General features: G+C 70.2%; 12 protein-coding genes. 6 read left to right on the top strand and 6 right to left on the bottom strand.

Features of this window, described 5'->3' with window-relative positions; genetic code table 11:
• Positions 1–121 precede the first annotated feature (121 nt).
• The 3 genes from ACZ7P3_RS01315 (at position 122) to ACZ7P3_RS01305 (ending at position 3,777) form a co-directional block, all read left to right on the top strand.
• The gene (locus ACZ7P3_RS01315; RefSeq protein ID WP_472078289.1) at positions 122–1,405 is read left to right on the top strand and encodes an adenylosuccinate synthase; all 1,284 of its coding nucleotides are present in this window, start codon (positions 122–124) and stop codon (positions 1,403–1,405) included.
• Positions 1,406–1,502: 97 nt separating this feature from the next.
• Positions 1,503–1,730, top strand: coding sequence for a hypothetical protein (locus ACZ7P3_RS01310; RefSeq protein WP_472078288.1), 228 nt, complete (start codon positions 1,503–1,505; stop codon positions 1,728–1,730).
• Positions 1,731–1,953: 223 nt separating this feature from the next.
• On the top strand, positions 1,954–3,777 hold the full coding sequence (locus tag ACZ7P3_RS01305; protein ID WP_472078287.1) for a bifunctional metallophosphatase/5'-nucleotidase: 1,824 nt from the start codon (positions 1,954–1,956) through the stop codon (positions 3,775–3,777).
• Between the two features lie 183 nt (positions 3,778–3,960).
• Here the strand turns inward: ACZ7P3_RS01305 and ACZ7P3_RS01300 are convergent, their stop codons facing one another.
• Both ACZ7P3_RS01300 and ACZ7P3_RS01295 read right to left on the bottom strand, forming a co-directional pair.
• A complete protein-coding gene (locus tag ACZ7P3_RS01300; protein ID WP_472078286.1) occupies positions 3,961–4,200 on the bottom strand; it encodes a DUF397 domain-containing protein in 240 nt (79 codons plus the stop codon).
• Positions 4,197–5,045 (bottom strand): helix-turn-helix domain-containing protein, encoded by an 849-nt coding sequence (locus ACZ7P3_RS01295; RefSeq protein WP_472078285.1) that lies wholly within the window; start codon positions 5,043–5,045, stop codon positions 4,197–4,199. Before ACZ7P3_RS01295 ends, ACZ7P3_RS01300 begins: the two co-directional genes overlap by 4 nt.
• A gap of 116 nt (positions 5,046–5,161) precedes the next feature.
• Between ACZ7P3_RS01295 and ACZ7P3_RS01290 the strand changes: the two genes are divergently transcribed.
• A complete protein-coding gene (locus ACZ7P3_RS01290) occupies positions 5,162–5,554 on the top strand; it encodes a hypothetical protein (protein WP_472078284.1) in 393 nt (130 codons plus the stop codon).
• Here ACZ7P3_RS01290 and ACZ7P3_RS01285 read toward each other — a convergent pair.
• The 3 genes from ACZ7P3_RS01285 to ACZ7P3_RS01275 form a co-directional block, all read right to left on the bottom strand.
• Positions 5,547–6,197: a hypothetical protein gene (locus tag ACZ7P3_RS01285; protein ID WP_472078283.1), complete on the bottom strand. Its 651-nt coding sequence runs from the start codon at positions 6,195–6,197 to the stop codon at positions 5,547–5,549. The two genes, ACZ7P3_RS01290 and ACZ7P3_RS01285, sit on opposite strands and share 8 nt — an antisense overlap.
• 158 nt (positions 6,198–6,355) lie before the next feature.
• Positions 6,356–7,048: a GntR family transcriptional regulator gene (locus ACZ7P3_RS01280; RefSeq protein ID WP_472078282.1), complete on the bottom strand. Its 693-nt coding sequence runs from the start codon at positions 7,046–7,048 to the stop codon at positions 6,356–6,358.
• Positions 7,049–7,159: 111 nt separating this feature from the next.
• A complete protein-coding gene (locus tag ACZ7P3_RS01275) occupies positions 7,160–8,515 on the bottom strand; it encodes an aminotransferase class III-fold pyridoxal phosphate-dependent enzyme (RefSeq protein ID WP_472078281.1) in 1,356 nt (451 codons plus the stop codon).
• A 275-nt stretch (positions 8,516–8,790) separates the two neighbouring features.
• Between ACZ7P3_RS01275 and ACZ7P3_RS01270 the strand changes: the two genes are divergently transcribed.
• Positions 8,791–11,196, top strand: coding sequence for a protein kinase domain-containing protein (locus tag ACZ7P3_RS01270; protein ID WP_472078799.1), 2,406 nt, complete (start codon positions 8,791–8,793; stop codon positions 11,194–11,196).
• Between the two features lie 133 nt (positions 11,197–11,329).
• Complete coding sequence (locus ACZ7P3_RS01265; protein WP_472078280.1) at positions 11,330–12,859, top strand: substrate-binding domain-containing protein; 1,530 nt, start codon at positions 11,330–11,332, stop codon at positions 12,857–12,859.
• A gap of 72 nt (positions 12,860–12,931) precedes the next feature.
• On the opposite strand, the gene ACZ7P3_RS01260 is transcribed toward ACZ7P3_RS01265, so the two are convergent.
• Complete coding sequence (locus tag ACZ7P3_RS01260; RefSeq protein ID WP_472078279.1) at positions 12,932–13,681, bottom strand: SLATT domain-containing protein; 750 nt, start codon at positions 13,679–13,681, stop codon at positions 12,932–12,934.
• Between the last annotated feature and the right edge of the window lie 48 nt (positions 13,682–13,729).

The following is a 13,729-nucleotide window of genomic DNA, read 5'->3' as shown; positions in this document are numbered from 1 at the left end:
ATTCCGGGGCATCCGGTCCGACGGTTGTGCGGCCAACGACGGTCGCGGTGGCATGCGGCGGTGAACGTTACGCCCACGCCCCTGACCTTGGACATGCCCCGCCCGGAAGGGGTGTACGCGCGTGCCCGCACTTGTGCTGCTCGGTGCTCAGTGGGGTGACGAAGGCAAGGGGAAGGCGACCGACCTGCTCGGTGGCTCGGTGGACTATGTAGTGCGTTACCAGGGTGGCAACAACGCCGGCCACACGGTGGTCGTCGGCGACCAGAAGTATGCACTCCACCTCCTCCCTTCCGGAATCCTCTCGCCCGGTTGTACGCCGGTCATCGGAAACGGTGTCGTCGTCGACCCGTCGGTCCTGCTCTCCGAGCTGAGCGGTCTGAACGAGCGTGGCGTCGACACGTCCAAGCTCGTGATCAGTGGTAACGCGCACATCATCACGCCGTACAACGTGACCGTCGACAAGGTGACGGAACGCTTCCTCGGCAAGCGCAAGATCGGTACCACCGGCCGCGGCATCGGCCCGACCTACGCGGACAAGATCAACCGCGTCGGCATCCGGGTCCAGGACCTGTACGACGAGTCGATCCTGATGCAGAAGGTCGAAGCGGCCCTCGACGTCAAGAACCAGGTCCTCACCAAGCTCTACAACCGGCGCGCCATCGCCGCCGACCAGGTGGTCGAGGAGCTGCTGGGCTACGCCGAGCAGATCAAGCCGTACGTCGCCGACACGGTGCTGCTCCTCAACCAGGCCCTGGAGGAGAACAAGGTCGTCCTGTTCGAGGGCGGCCAGGGCACCCTGCTGGACATCGACCACGGCACGTACCCCTTCGTCACCTCCTCGAACCCGACCGCGGGCGGCGCCTGCACCGGCGCCGGGGTGGGCCCGACGAAGATCAGCCGGGTCATCGGCATCCTCAAGGCGTACACGACCCGCGTCGGCGCCGGCCCGTTCCCGACCGAGCTGTTCGACGAGGACGGCGAGGCGCTGCGCCGCATCGGCGGCGAGCGGGGCGTCACCACCGGCCGTGACCGCCGCTGCGGCTGGTTCGACGCGGTCATCGCCCGCTACGCGACCCGTGTGAACGGTCTGACCGACTTCTTCCTCACCAAGCTGGACGTGCTCACCGGCTGGGAGGAGATCCCGGTCTGCGTGGCGTACGAGATCGACGGCAAGCGCGTCGAGGAGCTCCCGTACTCCCAGACCGACTTCCACCACGCGAAGCCGGTCTACGAGACCCTGCCGGGCTGGTCCGAGGACATCACGAAGGCCAAGTCCTTCTCGGACCTCCCCAAGAACGCCCAGAACTACGTCAAGGCGCTGGAGGAGATGTCCGGCGCCCCGATCTCCGCGATCGGCGTGGGCCCGGGCCGGGACGAGACGATCGAGATCAACTCGTTCCTGTAGGCCGCGGGACGTCTACGGTCCGCTCCGCCGCCCGCCGGTCCGCCTTCGGGCGTGATCGGCGGGCGGTTCCGTTGTGTGCGAGGTGCACAATCGGAATATGAGCGTCCACCGGACCGCGCTGTGCCGGGGACCCTACGGCGGCGAAGACGCCCCGGCCGACGGCACGGACTGCTCCGACCCCGCCGTGTTCGAGATCGCCCGGTACGGCAGGCCTCCGCTGCGGGTGTGCCCGGTGCACCTCGGCCCCGCGCTGCTGATGGCGAGCGGGGTGCTGTGGCCGCCGGTGATCCACCTCATCGGCCGCGTACCCGACCTGCGGCCGTAGCCCCGGAGCGCACAAGGCCCGCGACCCCGCGACGCCGGATCCCCCCCCAGAGACAATTCCTCCTGACGGCACGGCCGTTCGCATGCCCTTTACATGGCTCATCCTTGACCGGGACATGGCTTGTTTCTGGTTCCGGGTTGGGGTGAGGGGGCGCCACGCTCTACGCGTGTAGTCCCGCACGGCTCGTCCATCAAACCCTTCGCCCGTGTCCCAGGAGATCCGTATGCCCGTCAGTCCCATGAACCGCCGGGAGTTCGTGAAGAAGTCGGCCGTCACCGGCGCCGCCGTCGCCGCCGCCGGAGCGGCCGGCACCGGCACGGCCGAGGCCGCGGACGCCGGTCACCGGCCCCCAAAGGCACCGCGCACCTGGTCGTTCTCCATCCTGGGCACCACCGACCTGCACAGTCACGTCTTCGACTGGGACTACTACCTGGACGCCCCCTACACCGACAAGGCGGGCAACTCCGTGGGCGTGGCCCGGGTCGCCACCCTCATCAAGCAGCAGCGTGAGGCGAAGGGCGAGCACCGCACCCTCCTGGTCGACGCCGGCGACATCATCCAGGGCACCTCCCTGGCCTACTACTTCGCCCGCATCGACCCGATCACCGGCAGCGGCGGCAAGCACGGCCCCAAGCACCCGATGGCCGTCGCCATGAACCACATGCGCTACGACGCCGCCGCCCTCGGCAACCACGAGTTCAACTACGGCATCGAGGTGCTCCGGAAGTTCGAGAGCCAGTGCCACTTCCCCCTCCTCGGCGCGAACGCCCTCGACGCGAAGACCCTGCGCCCCGCCTTCCAGCCGTACGCCGTGAAGCGGATCCGCGTGCCGGGCGCCCCGGACATCAAGGTCGGCATCCTCGGCCTCACCAACCCCGGCATCGCCCTGTGGGACAAGGACAACGTCAGCGGGAAGATGGTCTTCCCGGGACTGGTCGAGCAGGCGAAGAAGTACGTCCCCCGGCTGCGCGCCCTCGGCTGTGACGTCGTCTTCCTCACCGACCACTCGGGCCTGGACGGCTCCTCCTCCTACGGCGACGAACTCCCCTACGTCGAGAACGCCTCGAACCTCGTCGCCGAGCAGGTGCCCGGCATCGACGCGATCCTCGTCGGCCACACCCACGTGGAAGTCCCGTCGTACACGGTGAAGAACGAGCAGACCGGCGAGGAGGTCCTGCTCTCCGAGCCGTACTGCTGGGGCTACCGCCTGAGCGTCTTCGACTTCGAGCTCGAACTGCACCACGGCCAGTGGAAGGTGACCAGCAAGAAGGCCCAGACCCTCAACCCCAACACGGTGGACGAGGACCCGGAGATCAAGAAGCTCCTGGAGGCCGACCACCAGCTGGTCGTGAAGTACGTCAACACGGCGGTCGGCACCTGCACCGAGGACCTCTCGGCGGCCGACTCCTGCTGGAAGGACGTGCCGATCATGGACTTCATCCACAAGGTGCAGATGGACACCGTGAAGACGGGTCTGTCGACGGCGGACGCCGCCCTCCCGCTGATCTCGGTCGCGGCCCCCTTCAGCCGCACGGCCGACATCCCCAAGGGCAACGTCACCATCAAGGACATCGCCGGGCTCTACATCTACGACAACACCCTGTACGGCAAGAAGCTGACGGGCGCGCAGCTCAAGGACTACCTGGAGTACGGGGCGAAGTACTACCACCAGGTCCCGGCCGGCACGAAGGTCGACACCGCGACCCTCACCAACGCCAACAGCTTCTGGGACTACATGTACGACACGGCGGCGGGCGTCTCCTACGAGATCGACATCGCCCAGGCCGAGGGCTCCCGGATCAAGAACCTCACCTACAACGGCGCCCCGGTCGCCGACGACCAGGTCTTCGTCGTGGCGGTCAACAACTACCGCGCGAACGGCGGTTCGGGGTACCCGCACATCGCCGCGGCGCCGATCGCCTACAGCTCGACCAACGAGATCCGCCAGCTGATGATCGACTACGTCACCGCGAAGAAGAGCCTCGACCCGGCCGACTTCGCGGTCACCAACTGGAAGCTGACGCAGGCCGGAACACCGGTGTTCTAGGACGCTCTTCCGCAGCAGGGGCACCTTCCGCCGACCGGCGGAGGGTGCCCGGCCGCGGGGACGACGCGCGGCCACCGGGCCCCGGACCGGTCCGTACGGCATGCCCACAGTGACTGCCGCCCCGCTTCCGGCCCCCGCCTGGGCGCACGGCGCTCACCTGGTCGTACGTGAAGCGGAACGCGGTTACTTCGCGGCGTGGGTGAGGAAGTCGGCCCAGACCCCGGGGGAGACCGACAGATGGCCGCCGGTGGGGTTCTTGGAGTCTCTGATGTGGATGGTGTGGGGGCAGGGGGCTATTTCGACGCACTGCCCGCCGCTGTCATTGCTGTACGAGGACTTGCGCCAGGTGTAGGCGGTTTCCAGGCACTGCCCGCCCCCGGCGTCGCTGTAGCTCGACTTGAACCATCGCAGGGTGGTGGTCATGTTTGCTTTTCTCCCGCCAGCTTTCGGATGAGGCTCAGGGAGTCGTCCGGGCTCAGAGCCTGTGTGCGGATCTTTGCATAACGATGGGTGAGTTGGGCTACCTTCGACGGATCGCTGAGCAGGAGACTTTGGTCCTCGACCTCCAGGTAGACCACGTGGTGATGTTCTTTCGTCACGACCACCACCATGCTTCCGTGGGCTCCTGCATGGCCGCCCCTCAAGCCCCGTTCCACGGGCATAACTTGGATGCTGACATTGTCCCTCTCGGCATCCACCGCAAGCGAGCGCAATTGCTCGCGCAGGACCTCCCAGCTACCGAACGGCCGCCGTAGCGCCGACTCGTCGAGGATTAGCTCGACCATGGCAGAGGGGTCCCTGTCGAGCAGCGTCCTCCGAGCAATGCGGGCTTCGACCAGTTCTTCCACCTTCGCCTCGGGAAGCTTGGGAAAGCCGCCACCGATCAGTGCGCGGGCGTAGTCCGGTGTCTGGAACAGACCGTCAACCACGAACGTCTGATACGACGACAGCGTCACCGCCTCCGCCTCCATCAACGCGAAGTTCTTGAACTGCGGCGGGTACTTGTCGAGCAGGATGAACTTCCGGGCCTTCTCGAAGATCCCCAGCCCACCTCCGATGTGCTCCTCCAGCGACACCAGCATCTTGTCGCTGGCCGGCTGCGCACAAGTCTCCATCGCGCTGACCGCGGAGCCGGTGTAGCCGATCCGCTTGCCCAACTCGTCCTGTGTCAGCTTCTGTTGCTCACGCAATGCCTTTGCCAGGGCGGCGACGAGATGTGCCGTGCCGCCCGCCTCCACCTTGTTCTCCGCCCGCGCCATTGCGGTCACCCCCGGACTCAACCGAACTCAAACGGTCATCGGCACTCCACATCGACTCCCGACCGTCTCGAAGGGTCGACGGAGAGTTATGGAAGAAGGTAGCGGCCGCTACTGACACTGGTCCCATGAATACGCAAAGTCACCTCACCCTGGAATGGATTCCCGCCACTGGCATCCAGCTCCGCAAGGCAGGGGTCCAATTCGACGCGGTGCGGCTGGACGGGGACCACGGGCGTGAAGTCGCCGACCGGCTCGCGCAGATGACCGGCGGCGATCCCGGGCCCGTCGTGGAGTCCGGCAGCGGGCGGCGCTGCGTCTACTTCCTCGTGGCGCCCGGGAGTACCGCCCACCACTCCTGGCCGGCGGACGTCACCCGGCTGACCAGCGGCCCGTACCGTGTCTGCTTCATCCCGATCCCCGCGCTCGACGGTCTCACCTGGCCGCTCGCCTGGCGCTGTCCGCCCACCGCCCCCGGCCGTCTGGTGCACACGCTGCTGTTGCGCGGCGCCCTCAACTGAAGACGATCATCGACCCCTGTGCCAGGGACCGCGTCGCCGCCGCGTGCAGGCCGAGCCACACGTGGCGCTCGCGGGCGAAGGGGCTGGGGTCGTAGGGCGCCGCGACGGCCGGCTCCTCCAACTCCGTGGGGGAGGAGGGGGGCTCGGGGGCGGACGGGGGGTTGGCCGGATCGATGCCGATCGACGGGGCCACGTACTCCAGTTCCCTCAGGAGGGTCTGCGAGGAGCCGAGGGGGCCGCCGCCCGCGAGGAGGTCGTCGTTCGACAGCGGGTGCGGGAAGTCGACGGGGACGTAGGCGCCCGCGTGGTCGTAGTGCCAGACCAGGTGGGACTGCTGGGCCGTCGACTCGAACATCTCCAGCAGCTGCTCGTAGTCGCCCCCGAGCTCGTCCACCGGGGTCACCGGCAGTCCGCACACCTGGAGGAGGTAGACGCGGCGCAGGAAGTGCAGCGCGTCGTAGTCGAAGCCGGCCACCGGGGCGACTTCGCCGGACAGGCCCGGCATGTACTGGTACACCGGCACCGGCGGGAGGCCGGCCGTGGCCAGCGCGTTGTTGTAGTGCGCGAGTTCATCGGCGAACGGGTTGTCCGGGGTGTGGCACAACACGTCCACGAGCGGTACCAGCCACAGGTCACAGGCCAAAAGAGAGCTCCTCGCATCGGCGCGCGATTCACGCACAGCAGCAGGTGGTCAGGGAAGGGTAGTCGGTGGGGTGCGGGCTCAGCTGCCCCTGTGCACAGGCTCGGTTTTCCTTGTTCAGGTCCCATACCCAGACGCCGAGGAGTTGACCAGGTGGGCGGTCATTCCGCCGCAAGCTGTTCGACCAGGGCGAGGGAGTGGGCGTTGGCGGTGGCCACGATCGCGCGGGCCCGCTCCGTCTCGCGGTGGGCCAGGGCGTCGACCAGTTCGGTGTGGCCGGACCACAGACGGCCGCGCACATCGGGCAGGCGGCGCAGGTGCTGGACCGCGCACACCCAGGACTGCACGCGCAGCCGGTGCAGGAAGTCGGCGAGATAGGGGTTGCCGAACAGCCCGCTCAGTTCGCGCCAGAAGCGCAGGTCGTAACCGATGAGCACGGTCAGGTCACCGGCCGCCGAGGCCCGCTGGGCCTCCTCGCCGCGCCTGCGCACGGCCGCCAGGGCCGCTGCCGTGCGCGGGTCCTCGGTGTCGGCGAATGCCTTGTGACCGGCGGCGAGGGCCTGGAACATGCCGTCCGTGACCAGGCTGCGGGCCTCGATCATGTCCCGGTAGTCGGCGAGGGAGTACTCGGGGACGCGGAAGCCGCGGTGCTGGTCGGCCTCCAGGATGCCCTGCGCGGACAGGTCGACCAGTGCCTCGCGGACCGGGGTCGCCGAGACCCCGTACTGGTCGGCGATCTCCTTGACCGTGAACGCCCGGCCCGGCATGAGGCGCCCCGCCAGCACCTCGTCGCGCAGGGCGTCCGCGATCTGCTGGCGCAGGGTGCTGCGCGTCACGGCGCCGTTGCCGGGCATCGTCCGGGCCTCTCCTCACACGTAGGGGTGACGTACTCGCACATACTCGCCATCTCTTACGAGCACGTCACCTTACGCGTTCGGCCTGCCGGAGCGGCAGCTGCGGTTCCGCTACGCGGTGTGCGCGTCGGCGGCGCTCAGCGCCGCGTCCAGTGCCGCGAAGCCCTCCTTCAGCTCGGCCTCCGTCACGTTGCACGGCGGCACCACGTGGGTCCGGTTCATGTTCACGAACGGCCACAGGCCGTGCTGCTTGGCGGTGGCCGTGAACGCGGCCATGGGGGCGTTCGCCTCGCCGGCCGCGTTGTAGGGCACCAGCGGCTCCCGGGTCTCCCGGTTCTTCACCAGGTCCAGCGCCCAGAACATGCCGACACCGCGGACCTCGCCGACGCTCGGGTGCCGCTCGGCCAGCTCGGCCAGGGCGGGGCCGACGACGCTCTCGCCCAGCCGCCTGGCGTTCTCGACGACGCCCTCCTCCTCCATCACGTTGATCGTGGCGACGGCCGCGGCACAGGCCAGCGGGTGCCCGGAGTAGGTGAGACCGCCGGGGTAGGGGCGCTTGCCGAAGGTCTCGGCGATCTTCTGGGAGATCGCGACGCCGCCGAGCGGCACGTAACCCGAGTTCACGCCCTTGGCGAAGGTCAGCAGGTCCGGGACGACGTCGAACAGGCCGGCCGCGAACCACTCACCGGTCCGTCCGAACCCGGCCATGACCTCGTCCAGGATGAAGACGATGCCGTACTTGTCGCAGATCTCCCGGACCCCGGCCAGGTAGCCGGGCGGCGGGAGCATGATCCCGGCGGTACCGGGGACGGTCTCCAGGATGATCGCCGCGACCGTGCCCGGGCCCTCGAAGGCGATGGTCGTCTCCAGGTGCTCCAGGGCCCGCGCCGTCTCCTGCTCCTCGGTCTCGGCGTAGAAGCGGGAGCGGTACAGGAACGGCGCCCAGAAGTGCACGACTCCGGCGGCGGCGCCGTCGGAGGCCCAGCGGCGCGGGTCGCCGGTGATGTTGATCGCCTGCTGGGTGCCGCCGTGGTACGAGCGGTAGGCGGAGAGCACCTTCGGGCGGCCCGTGTGCAGACGGGCCATGCGCACCGCGTGCTCGACGGCGTCCGCGCCGCCGTTGGTGAAGAAGATCTTGTCCAGGTCGCCGGGGGTCCGCTCGGCGATCAGCCGGGCCGCCTCCGAACGCGCCTCGACGGCGAACGCGGGCGCGAACGTCGTCATCGTCGCGGCCTGCTCCTGGATCGCGGCGACGACCTTGGGGTGCTGGTAGCCGATGTTGGTGAAGACGAGCCCGCTGGTGAAGTCCAGGTACCGCTTGCCGTCGTAGTCCCAGAAGTACGACCCCTCGGCGCCGGCGACGGCGAGCGGGTCGATGAGGTCCTGGGCTGACCAGGAGTGGAAGACGTGCGCACGGTCCGCGGCCTTCACTGCGGCGCCGGCTCCGGGGTTGGGCTGAGGGGTCATGCGGGCGAGCGTAAATGTCCGGGATGCGGACGCGACATCGGCGTCTTGTTCCTTGGACGGGGGGATTCCGCGACAGGTTGTCGACGCGGGGGCCGAACGGCGCCGGTGATCGGCGCGGCCGTGGGCTCCCGGAGCGGCCCTCGGCGCTCCCGGACCGGCCGGGGCCGGCCGGCGCGGGCTGTTACGGAACCGTAGACGCAGCTCCGCGCGACTCCCCGTACGACCGCACTATTCTCGGTCCGTTGCAGACCTATGGGGGGGAAGGCGGCGCGGGGATGGAGAAGCTGGGACCGGGGGATCCGCCCCGGATCGGGGCGTACCGGCTGCTGGCGCGGCTGGGTGCGGGCGGTATGGGGCATGTGTACCTGGCCCGGTCGGACCGCGGCCGTACCGTCGCCGTGAAGCTGGTCCGCGAGGAGCTGGCCGAGCAGGAGGAGTTCCGGGCGCGGTTCCGGCAGGAGGTGCAGGCCGCGCAGCGGGTCGGCGGGTACTGGACGGCGCCCGTGCTGGACGCGGACACCGAGGCCGCGGTGCCCTGGGTGGCCACCGGGTACGTTGCCGGGCCGACCCTGCAGCAGGTCGTCGGACATGATCACGGGGCGCTGCCCGAGCGGTCGGTACGGATCCTCGCGGCGGGGCTCGCGCACGCGCTGAAGGACATCCACGCGGCGGGGATCGTGCACCGGGATCTGAAGCCGTCGAACGTGCTGGTGACCATCGACGGGCCGCGGGTGATCGACTTCGGGATCGCGCGGGCGATGGAGACGCTGGCCGGGGAGGGACTGACCCGCACCGGGTCGCTGGTGGGGTCGCCCGGGTTCATGGCGCCGGAGCAGGTGCGGGGGGACCGGATCACGCCCGCGTGCGATGTGTTCTGCCTCGGGTCGGTGCTCGCCTACGCCTCGACCGGTGTGCTGCCCTTCGGGGGCGCGAGCAGCGGGGTGCACGCCCTGATGTTCCGCATCGCTCAGGAGGAGCCGGATCTGGAAGGGGTGCCGGAGGGGATCGCCGATCTGGTGCGGGAGTGCCTGAAGAAGGACCCCGCCGCACGGCCTTCGCTGGACCGGATTCTGGAGCGGACGGGGGCGGAGGACACGGTGGCCGGGGGGCGGTCCCGGGATCCGTGGCTGCCCGGGGCGCTGGTGGCGCAGCTGGGACGGCATGCGGTGCGGTTGCTGGAGGCCGAGGATCCGGAAGGGGGCGCGGAGTCCGGGGCGGCGCCGGGGGCTGGGGCGGCGCCGGGTGTGGGTGCGGTGCCTGGTGGGGGTGCCGGTTCTGGGGCGGGTGCGGTGCCTGGTGTGGGTGCCGGTTCTGGGGCGGGTGCGGCTTCGGGGGCGGCCACCCGGCCTTCGGCCGGGTCTGAGCTCCCACCCGCACCACCCGTGCAGCTTTCGTCGTCGGGTGCGGGTGGCCCCGGTGGGGCGGACGCGCCGTCGGCGGGTGCGGGTGCGGGTGCGGGTGCGGGCGGGGGTGGGGCGTCGGGGGGTGCAGCGTCGTCAGCAGGTTCGGCTCCGGGTGGGTTTCCTGCGGGTGCGTCCCCTGCGGGTGCGTCCCCTGCGGGTGCGTCCCCTGCGGGGGTGGGGGCGGGTGCCGGTGGTGATCGGGGTGGTGTGCCTACGCCTGCCTGGGTTCATCAGCAGGGAGGTGGGGGTGGTTCGCCGGAGCACGGGTCCGTTGCCGATGAGGGTTCCGCTGCGCCGGCCGCGCCTGCCGTCGAGCATCTTCCGACCATGGCGTCCGGGCACGCTCCGCCGCCCGTCACGCCGACCGCGACACCTCCCGCCACCCCTGCGCCCGGTCCGGCTCCCGCCTCCGGTCATGGGGCGCCCGGCGCGTACGGGGCGGCGGGTCCGTACGGATATCCGCAGCAACCCCAGCAGCATCCTCAGCAACACCCCCAGCAGGGGCAGCCTCCGCAGCAGGGGCAGTATCCACCACACGCGCAGCAGGCGCAGGCCCCTTCCGCCGCCTACGGGTACCCGCAGCAGGCACAGACTTCTTCCGCCGCCTACGGATATCCGCAGCAGCCGTACAACCCCTACGGCGGCGGGCTCGGCTCCACGCCGCCCTACGGGCCGCCGGCGATCGGTGCTCCGCAGCCGGAGCGCAGGAACGGGCGGTCGACCGCGCTGCTCGTCGTGATCGCGCTGGTCGTGGCGCTGGGCGCGGGCGGGTCGGTGTACGCGCTGATGAACCACGGCGGTCAGGACACGGCCGGCGGGACGGTCAGCCCCGCGCCGACCAGCAGTTCGACCGCACCGGACGACACCTCCAGGGCGCCCTCTCCCACGGCCTCGGCGGGGACCTCCTCCGCGCCCGCGGACGGCGTGATACCGGCCGGCTACCTCGGCACCTGGGAGACCACGATCGACAACGCCAACGGGTCCAACACCCGTGAGCTGACCATCGAGCAGGGCCGGGTCGGCGACACCGTCCTCACGCTCGTCGCGGACGGACCCACCGACGGCGGCGGCACGTACCACTGCGTGTTCGAGGCAAAGCTGGCCGAACAGCCCGGCGGCGGCGGTCCGTTGGAGATCGGGCCGTCCACGGTGTCCTCCGGTGAACCGCTCTCGTCCTGTTCTCCCGGTGAGGCCACCGAGATCACGCTGGAGTCGGACGGCAGGCTGAAGCGGGTGAAGAAGAGCGGCGGGGAGAGCCTGACGTACACCAAGCGATGACATGAACCCCCGTTCCTGCTGGGGTAGTTGAACGTACGGCGAACTTCGGCTCACGTGTCCGGTTCGTCCCTTTCTTCGCGCGTACCGTGACCCCACCATCCGGCATCGGCTCCGGGAGTGGCGGGGGCACCACATGGAGTGGCTGAGCACGGAGAACATCGTCGCCGTCGGCACGGCGGTGCTGGGCATCGCCGCGTCCGCGGGCATGGTCTGGTACGAGCGCCGGGTGCCGCGCCGCAAGCGCGTCGGCTACCGCGTGCAGATGGACAACCCCGTCGGCGACGACGTGCGTTCGGGCCGGGCCAACCGCCGGCTCGGCCTCTTCGACGAGGCGCCGGACATGAGCGACGCGACCCTCGTCCTGCTGCGCATCGAGAACGACGGCTCGCTGGGCATCGACCGCGACGACTACACCAGCCCCGAACGCCACGGCCTGACCGCGGTGTTCACGGACCGTACCGTCCGCGGTGTCTCGGTCACCCAGCCGACCGACACCGACCATCTGATGGACCACTTCACCGCCGAGCGCGGCTTCGGCTACGAGGCCAACACCCTGCGCATCCCGCGTGTCCCGCTGAACAGGGGGGACCATTTCAAGCTGCTGGTGCTGCTGTCCGGCGGGGACGTCGGCCGGGACATCCGGATCGTCGGCGGGATCAGGGAGGGCGAGGTCCATCCCAACCGCAGCGCCACGCCCGACGACAAGCCGCCGCTGTTCAGCCGCGCGTCCCGGCTCATCACCGTCATGCTGACGCTGTCCGTCGTGACCCTCGCGGCGATCGTCGTGGCCCGCGACGGCACACCGCCCCCGATCGGCTGCGCGAAGGGCACGCTGACCGTCACGGGATCGACCGCGTTCGAGCCGGTGATGCGGGACGTGGCCAAGAAGTACGAGGAGGACTGCGCGGGCTCGTCGATCACGGTGGACGCGCACGGATCGACCGCGGGCATACGGGAGCTGGCCGCCGCGGGCGCCCGGGCGAAGGGGACGGACTCACCACCGCTGGTGGCCCTCTCCGACGGACCCAAGCCGGCCGACATGCCCGAACTCCGCGAGAACCGTGTCGCGTTGTCGGTCTTCGCGCTGGTCGTGAACGACGACGTCGGCGTGAAGAACCTCTCGGCGGCGGACGTGCGGCGCCTGTACCGGGGAGAGATCACCGACTGGCGTCAGCTGGGCGGCCGTCCGCTGCCCGTGCGCCTGGTCAGCCGGGACGCCAACTCCGGTACCCGGCAGGTCTTCCAGCGGCGCGTCCTGGGCCGGGGCGAGATGGCGAACTCCTCCGTCGACTGCGTCCACAAGGACGACCCGACGGCCCGGCTGGCCCGCTGCGAACTCGACTCCACCGACCAGGTGCTGACCGAGGTGGCCGAGCTGCCCGGCGCCATCGGCTACAGCGAACTCAACCTGGCCGAGCGGGCCAGGGGGCTGCGCATTCTGGCGCTCGACGGTGACGCCCCCTCGGTGGACGCCATCGAACAGGGGCACACCACCTACCCGTACCGCGAGATCGAGTACGCCTACACCTACGGCCGGCCTTCCTCGGACTCCCTGGCCTCCAGCTTCCTGACCTTCCTGTCCCGGGGGAACGGCCAGGACATCGTCCGCAGCCACGGCCACGTCCCGTGCTGGACCCCGCAGGGCATGAAGTTGTGCGCGTAGCCGCCCGGCGGTCCGGGCGGACGCCGCCGGGCTGCGGGTCCTTTGAACGCCTGGCGGGGCTCGGGCGGGCGCCTAGCGGGGCTCGGGCGGGCGCTGCCGGGGCATGTTCGGGCGGGTGCCGTTCGCCGGGGGGAGCGGAAACCTTCCTACGGGCCCGGCGGTCTCCGTCCGTACCCCCGAAGCCACCGCCGCCTGAATGCCGAGCGGCGCCGGACCCGTCCGGAACTCCACCATCCAGTCGGCCGTTTCCGTGCGCACCAGCTCCAGTACGTCCTCCGAGAAGCGCCGCAGCACCCCCAGGCACCGCTCGGCGGCCTCGCTCGCCGTCCCCTCCGCCGGTCCCAGCACCTCGCGCACACTCTCCGAGGCCCAGTCGAACTGCAGCGCCTGCAGCCGACGCTGCACGGCCTGTGCGGTGGCGACGTCCCTTATCCATCCGGAGGTTACGCCGAAGAACCGGTCGACGCCCACGCACGCCAACGCGAGCATCAGCGCCAGGTATCCCCAGGGCGCGCCCCCGCCGACCACCCCGGTCAGATCCAGCAACGGCAGCGTGGACCCGCAGACCGCGCCGGCCGCCGCCCCGGCCCGCAGCGTCCGCGCCGCCCGCCGCTTCCACACCCGGTCCGCGAGATACCAGGCCGCCGTCTGCAGTGCCCCCTCCTCCACCCAGCGGTACAGCTCGTCGAGCCGCTCGGCCGGCTCCGCCCAGTCCCCGAGCGGAAACGTCCGCCCTGCCAGATCGCCCGGCCGCAGCCCGGCCGCGCCCTCGCCCCGCCCGTCCTGAGGCGGCCCCTCGGGCTGCATTTCCGGCTGACCCACCCGGCACTCCCTACTGAACACGACACCGAACACGGCACTGAACACGGC

It is taken from the genome of Streptomyces sp. NPDC107581, from assembly GCF_055657175.1.
Note: the sequence above shows the minus strand (reverse complement) of the source record. Positions and strands in the feature narration are given on the sequence as shown.

What these genes read in the sequence shown, in the direction of transcription:
- ACZ7P3_RS01265 (WP_472078280.1), top strand. Translation starts at nt 11,330, where the DNA reads ATGGAGTGGCTGAGCACGGAGAACATCGTCGCCGTCGGCACGGCGGTG.
- ACZ7P3_RS01290 (WP_472078284.1), top strand. Translation starts at nt 5,162, where the DNA reads ATGAATACGCAAAGTCACCTCACCCTGGAATGGATTCCCGCCACTGGC.
- ACZ7P3_RS01310 (WP_472078288.1), top strand. Translation starts at nt 1,503, where the DNA reads ATGAGCGTCCACCGGACCGCGCTGTGCCGGGGACCCTACGGCGGCGAA.
- ACZ7P3_RS01275 (WP_472078281.1), bottom strand. Translation starts at nt 8,515, where the DNA reads ATGACCCCTCAGCCCAACCCCGGAGCCGGCGCCGCAGTGAAGGCCGCG.
- ACZ7P3_RS01280 (WP_472078282.1), bottom strand. Translation starts at nt 7,048, where the DNA reads ATGCCCGGCAACGGCGCCGTGACGCGCAGCACCCTGCGCCAGCAGATC.
- ACZ7P3_RS01305 (WP_472078287.1), top strand. Translation starts at nt 1,954, where the DNA reads ATGCCCGTCAGTCCCATGAACCGCCGGGAGTTCGTGAAGAAGTCGGCC.
- ACZ7P3_RS01300 (WP_472078286.1), bottom strand. Translation starts at nt 4,200, where the DNA reads ATGACCACCACCCTGCGATGGTTCAAGTCGAGCTACAGCGACGCCGGG.
- ACZ7P3_RS01270 (WP_472078799.1), top strand. Translation starts at nt 8,791, where the DNA reads ATGGAGAAGCTGGGACCGGGGGATCCGCCCCGGATCGGGGCGTACCGG.